Raw genomic sequence first — 5,816 nt, forward strand, 5'->3', positions numbered from 1 at the left:
CTCGCTCGCTTCCTGCTGCGGGGCCTGCCGGTCGCGTTGATCGTCGCCCTGCTGGCCGGCGCGGCCGCCTATATGCTTTCCGGCAACGTAGACCGCGTCTATAACGCCCGTGCCACCCTGCTCGTGACCAACCCCGCCGTCAGCGGCTTTGGTGCCTCGCTGGTGGCCACCCCGCCGCTCGACCTCGGCGCCTACCGCGCCGCCCTCTACAGCTCGCCCGTCTTCAACGACGCGGCCCAGGCCATCAGGGAGATGGAGGGCGGGGGCCAGGGCTTGGGCCGCGTCGTCGTCAGGACCGAGGAGGCGCGCAATTCTCCGCTTATCCACGTCGACGTGACGCACCCCACGGGCGCGGGCGCGGCCAACGCGGCGAACGCGCTGGCCGAGGCCCTGCTCAGGTGGGAGCGCGGCCTCGGCAGTGAAAACCTGGAGGCCATTTCGGCCGCGCTTCGCGAACAGATCAGCGGCCTCGACGAGCAGATGGAGAACCTTCGCCAGGGTGCCAACGCCGCCTCGGCAGAGGTGCAAGACCAGATCGGCGGCTTAGCCACCCTGCGCGCCCAGCGACAAGCGGAACTCAGCCAGATCAGCGCGCTCAGCAACTCGGTGGTGAGCCGCCTGCGCGTCCTGCAACCCGCGCCGGTACCGAGGCAGCCCGCACCTCTCAGCACCACGCGCAACGCCGCCATCGCCGTCATCCTGGGCCTGCTGCTCTCCTATGGCGTCATGCTCGTCCGCGCCACCCTCGACCGCCGCTTGAAGAGCAGCGACGACCTCGCCGCCGCCACCGGCCTGCCCGTCTTAGCGGAGTTCCCCAGACAGGCCCAGAAGACCTACCGGCTGCCCCGCGAGGCGACGAGCTACCTGCGCACCAACCTGCTCTCCTCCACCGCCGGGGCTCACCCCAAGGTCGTTCTGGTTACCAGCGCCCTGGCCGGCGAGGGCAAGTCGAGCGTGGCCTTGAGCCTGGCCGCCTCCTTCGCCGTAAACAAGCACCGCACGCTGCTGATCGACGCCGACCTGCGCAAGCCGGTCTTGGGCCGCGTCCTCAACTTGAACCCCATCTTGCACCACTCCCTGCAAAAGCACCTCGAGCACCCTCACGAGAACCAGGGCCGCTTCACCCCGGCCAGCGTGTCGGTGAGCGCCTCGGAAGGCCTCGACATCATCCCCAGCTTCGAGCCTACCGCCTCACCGGCCGAACTCCTCTCCTACGGCTTCGCCACCTGCCTCAAGAAGTGGCAGGAGTCCTATGACGTCATCGTCATCGACTCGCCGCCGGTCCTGCCCGTCGCCGACGCCCTCACCATCGCGCCGCTGTGCACCGGCACCGTCTTGGTCGGCAGCCTGAAGGGCACCGACCGGCGCCAGGTCCAGGCCGCCGTGGACGTCTTGCAGCTTCACGCCGTCCGCCTGCTGGGCGTGGTCGCCACCAACCTCACCGAGCAGGGCAGCCGGATGTACAACTACGGCTACGGCGAGCCGGAGACGAAGCCGTCGCTCACCGCCCTGGGCGCCGACCAGGTAAAGCGCCCCAAGCCCAAGAACCTCGTCTAGCACTTAGAACATCACCTCAACCTCAAGCTACAGGGGCCAGCCATATCACGGCCCCTGCTGCTGTGGTCAGGGCCGCCGCCGAGCCACCGCCATTTTCACTCTGTCGATCTTCACCATGCCCATCTTCACCATGCCGACGCTTTCTCCCCACTCCTTTGCTTCCTCGTGCCTCTAGAAGCCTGGTTTACCCTGGGCGTCGTGGTGGTCATGCTGGGCGTCTTGACCCTCACCCGCATCGCGCCCGACGTCGTCTTCGTCGGCGGCCTCAGCCTGCTGCTCGTCTCCCGCGTCATCACGCCCGCCGAGGCCTTAGCCGGGCTGGCCAACCAGGGCGTGGTCACCGTCGGCGTGCTCTACGTGGTGGTGGCCGGCCTGCGCGAGACGGGCGGCATCGGCTGGCTGGTGCAGCGCCTCCTCAAGCAACCCCGCTCGCTGCCCGACGCGCAGCTCAAGCTGATGACGCCGGTCACCTTCATGAGCGCCTTTTTGAACAACACCCCGGTGGTGGCCATGCTGATCCCGGCGGTCAACGACTGGGCCAAAAAGTACGGCCTATCCGCCTCGAAGCTGATGATCCCGCTCTCCTACGCGGCCATCTTGGGCGGCACCTGCACGCTGGTAGGGACCAGCACCAACCTGGTGGTCAACGGCCTCCTCCTCGAGCGGACGTCGCTTCCCGGCCTGGGCATGTTCGACCTCGCCTGGGTCGGCCTGCCGACCGCGCTGCTGGGCGTCGCCATGATCGTCCTCACCAGCCGCTGGCTGTTGCCGGACCGGCGCCCGCCCATGAGCCAGCTCGGCGACCCCAGGGAGTACAGCGTCGAGATGATCGTGGACGGCGAAGGCGGCAGTGGCCCGCTGGTCGGCAAGTCCATCGAGGAGGCGGGCTTGCGCCACCTCTCGAGCATGTACCTAGCCGAGATCGAGCGAGGCGGCCGGATCATCCCGGCGGTGTCCCCGCGCGAGACGCTGCAAGCCGGTGACCGGCTCGTCTTCGTGGGGGTGGTGGAGTCGGTGGTGGAACTGCAGCGCATCCGCGGGCTCAGCCCGGCCACCGGCCAGGTCTTCAAGCTGAACGGCCCGCGCTCGCAGCGCTCGCTCATCGAGGCCGTCGTCTCCGACAGCTTCCCGCTGGTCGGCAAGACCATCCGCGCCGGGCGCTTCCGCTCGGTCTACAATGCCGTGGTCATCGCCGTGGCGCGGGGCGGCCGCCGGATCAGCGAAAAGCTCGGCGACATCGTGCTCAGGCCCGGCGACACCCTGCTGCTCGAGGCCAGGCCGTCTTTTGCCGTGCAGCAGCGCAACTCCCGCGACTTCTATCTGGTCAGCGCCATCGAGGACTCGAGCCCGCCCCGCCACGAGCGGGCGCTTCTTTCGGTCGCCATCCTGCTGGCCATGATCACGGCGGTGACGGTGGGCTGGCTCAGCATGCTCGAGGCCGCCCTGCTGGCCGCGGGCCTGATGGTGATCAGCCGCTGCTGCAGCACCGCCGTGGCCAGAAAGAGCGTCGACTGGTCGGTCCTGGTGGTGATCGCGGCGGCCTTTGGCATCGGCAGCGCGCTCGAGACCACGGGCGCCGCGGGGATGATAGCCGGCAGCCTGGTGGGCTTGGCGGGCGACAGCCCCTGGTTCAACCTGGTGATGTTCTACCTCGCCACCGCCCTGTTCAGCGCGGTGATCACCAACAACGCCGCCGCCGTGTTGATGTTTCCCATCGCCCTGGCGCTCTCCAGCAGCCTGGAGGTCAGCCTGATGCCGTTTGCCATCGCCATCATGATGGCGGCCTCGGCCAGCTTCGCCACGCCCATCGGCTACCAGACCAATCTGATGGTCTACGGGCCGGGCGGCTACCGCTTCGGCGACTACCTGAAGATCGGCCTGCCCCTCAACCTGCTCACCGCCCTGGTCGCCATCCTCATCATCCCGCGCATCTGGCCCTTTTAGCCCCAGTCCCCCTTAGCCCCAGACCCCTTAGCCCCAGTCCAGCTCCCAAGAGAGGAACCCCATGTCCACCACGAACCCGGCAACCGCAAACCTGAAAACCCTGCTTCCCCAGATCGCCGAGCTCGCCGCCGCGGCGGGCGAGGCCGTCATGAGCGTCTACGGGCAAGCCGACTTCGGCACCGAGTACAAGGAGGACGCCTCGCCGCTGACCCTGGCCGACCTGGCCTCGCACCGGCTCATCTGCGGGCGGCTGAGCGAGCTGACGCCCGAGCTGCCCGTGCTCTCCGAGGAGTCCAGCGCCACGCCCTACGCCGCGCGCCGGGGCTGGACCTCGTTTTGGCTGGTAGACCCCTTGGACGGCACCAAGGAGTTCGTCAAGCGCAACGGCGAGTTCACCGTCAACATCGCCCTGATCCAGGGCGGCCGGCCGGTCCTGGGCGTGGTCCACGCGCCCGTCCTGGAGACGACCTACGCGGCGGCCGAGGGTCTGGGCGCCCGCAAGGAGCAGGGCAACAGTGCCGCCGCCATTCACAGTCGGGCCGCGCAGGAGGGCGTCCTCAAGGTGGTAGCGAGCCGCTCGCACGCGGGCGCCGAGACGGGAGCGTTTTTGAACAGGCTCGAGCAGGCGGGTCTCGAGCCGGAGGTGCTCTCGATCGGCTCCTCGCTCAAGCTCTGCCTGGTGGCGGAGGGTGCGGCCCACCTCTATCCCCGCTTCGGCCCCACCATGGAGTGGGACACGGCGGCGGCGCAGTGCGTGGTCGAGCAGGCCGGCGGCCGGGTGACCACCTTGGGCGGCGAACCCCTGGGCTACAACAAGGCGGACCTCTTAAACCCCTACTTCGTCGTCTCCGGCGAGCGCGCGCCCGACTGGCAGGGCTATCTCGGCGCCGCCGCGGGTGGCTGATTTAGGTGACGCATGCACTCCTCTCGCTTCCCTGCTAGGGTATACTCTCGCCTGTGCCGCAACCCTGCGGCTTAGGAGTTCACGATGACCAAACCTCTCATACCACCTCACGGGGGCGCGCTGGTAGACCGGTCGCTGCCGGGCCATGAACGCCAGAGCGCCTTCGAGAACGCCCACGCCCTGCCCCGCCTGACCCTCTCGGAGCGCAACCTGGCCGACCTCGAGTGCCTCGCCAGCGGCGTCTACAGCCCGCTCACCGGCTTCGTCGGCGAGGAGGACTACGACAGCATCATTACCACCATGCGCCTGAGCAACGGCCTGGCCTGGAGCATCCCCATCACCCTGCAGGTCCTCGAGGCCGGCTCGGACAAGTACCGGCAGGGCAGCGAGGTGGCATTGGCCCATCCCAGCGGCGAACTCCTGGCGGTGATGACCGTCGAGAGCAAGTTCAAGCCCGACCAGAACCGCGAGGCCAGCGAGGTCTACCGCACCGACGACCCCGCCCATCCCGGCGTGGCGGCGCTGATGGGAGCGGGCAGCGTCTATCTGGGCGGCCCCGTCTCGCTGGTGAGCGCCATTCCCCACGACGATTTCCTGGATTACCGGCTCAGCCCGGCGGACGCCCGCGCGGAGTTCGAAGCGCGCGGCTGGAGCCACATCGTGGCCTTCCAGACCCGCAACCCCATCCACCGCGCCCACGAGTACCTCACCAAGGTCGCGCTGGAGACGACCGACGGCCTCTTTTTAAATCCCTTGGTGGGCGCCACCAAGTCTGACGACGTGCCAGCCCATGTGCGCATGGCGTGCTACGACGTCCTGATGAAGCACTACTACCCCAAGGACCGGGTGCTCCTGGGCGTCTATCCCGCCGCCATGCGCTACGCCGGGCCCCGCGAGGCCGTTCTTCACGCGATTTCCCGGCAGAACTACGGCTGCAGCCACTTCATCGTGGGCCGCGACCACGCCGGGGTGGGCAGCTACTACGGCTCCTACGACGCTCAGCACGTCTTCCAGGAGTTCAGCAAGGACGAGCTGAGCATCACCACCATGAACTTCGAGCACTCCTTCTACTGCCGGACCTGTGAGGCCTTTGGCTCGACCAAGACCTGCCCCCACGGTTCGGAGAGCCACGTCTTCCTCTCGGGCACCCGCGTGCGCGAGCTGCTCAGCAGCGGCCAGATGCCCCCCATCGAGTTCAGCCGCCCGGAAGTCGCCACCATCCTCATGAACGCATACCGGGAAAAGGCCACCGCCTGACCCGTATGAGCGTTAACCATTCCAGCAGCCAGCACGGCAACTATCACGGAGGCAATATCAATATGAAGTACGAAGGCGTCACACTCTGGTTTACGGGTCTTTCCGGCGCGGGCAAGACCACCATCGCCCGCGAGGTCGAGCGCGAGCTGAGGGC

The 5,816-nt window shown here is 67.9% G+C and carries 5 protein-coding genes; all 5 read left to right on the forward strand.

Annotated features, from left to right (window positions below):
- Positions 1-1,557: P-loop NTPase (locus M3498_09060; GenBank protein ID MDQ3459428.1), on the forward strand; the 1,557-nt coding region annotated here is incomplete at its 5' end.
- A gap of 165 nt (positions 1,558-1,722) precedes the next feature.
- Positions 1,723-3,501 (forward strand): SLC13 family permease, encoded by a 1,779-nt coding sequence (locus M3498_09065; GenBank protein MDQ3459429.1) that lies wholly within the window; start codon positions 1,723-1,725, stop codon positions 3,499-3,501.
- A gap of 61 nt (positions 3,502-3,562) precedes the next feature.
- Complete coding sequence (cysQ, locus tag M3498_09070; protein ID MDQ3459430.1) at positions 3,563-4,405, forward strand: 3'(2'),5'-bisphosphate nucleotidase CysQ; 843 nt, start codon at positions 3,563-3,565, stop codon at positions 4,403-4,405.
- An 84-nt stretch (positions 4,406-4,489) separates the two neighbouring features.
- Positions 4,490-5,662 (forward strand): sulfate adenylyltransferase, encoded by a 1,173-nt coding sequence (sat, locus tag M3498_09075; GenBank protein ID MDQ3459431.1) that lies wholly within the window; start codon positions 4,490-4,492, stop codon positions 5,660-5,662.
- 62 nt (positions 5,663-5,724) lie between these two features.
- Positions 5,725-5,816: adenylyl-sulfate kinase (locus tag M3498_09080; GenBank protein ID MDQ3459432.1), on the forward strand; the 92-nt coding region annotated here is incomplete at its 3' end.

The sequence above is a fragment of the Deinococcota bacterium genome, assembly GCA_030858465.1.
In the GTDB taxonomy this organism is placed as follows: Bacteria; Deinococcota; Deinococci; order Deinococcales; family Trueperaceae; genus JALZLY01.

What these genes read in the sequence shown, in the direction of transcription:
- sat (MDQ3459431.1), top strand. Translation starts at nt 4,490, where the DNA reads ATGACCAAACCTCTCATACCACCTCACGGGGGCGCGCTGGTAGACCGG.
- cysQ (MDQ3459430.1), top strand. Translation starts at nt 3,563, where the DNA reads ATGTCCACCACGAACCCGGCAACCGCAAACCTGAAAACCCTGCTTCCC.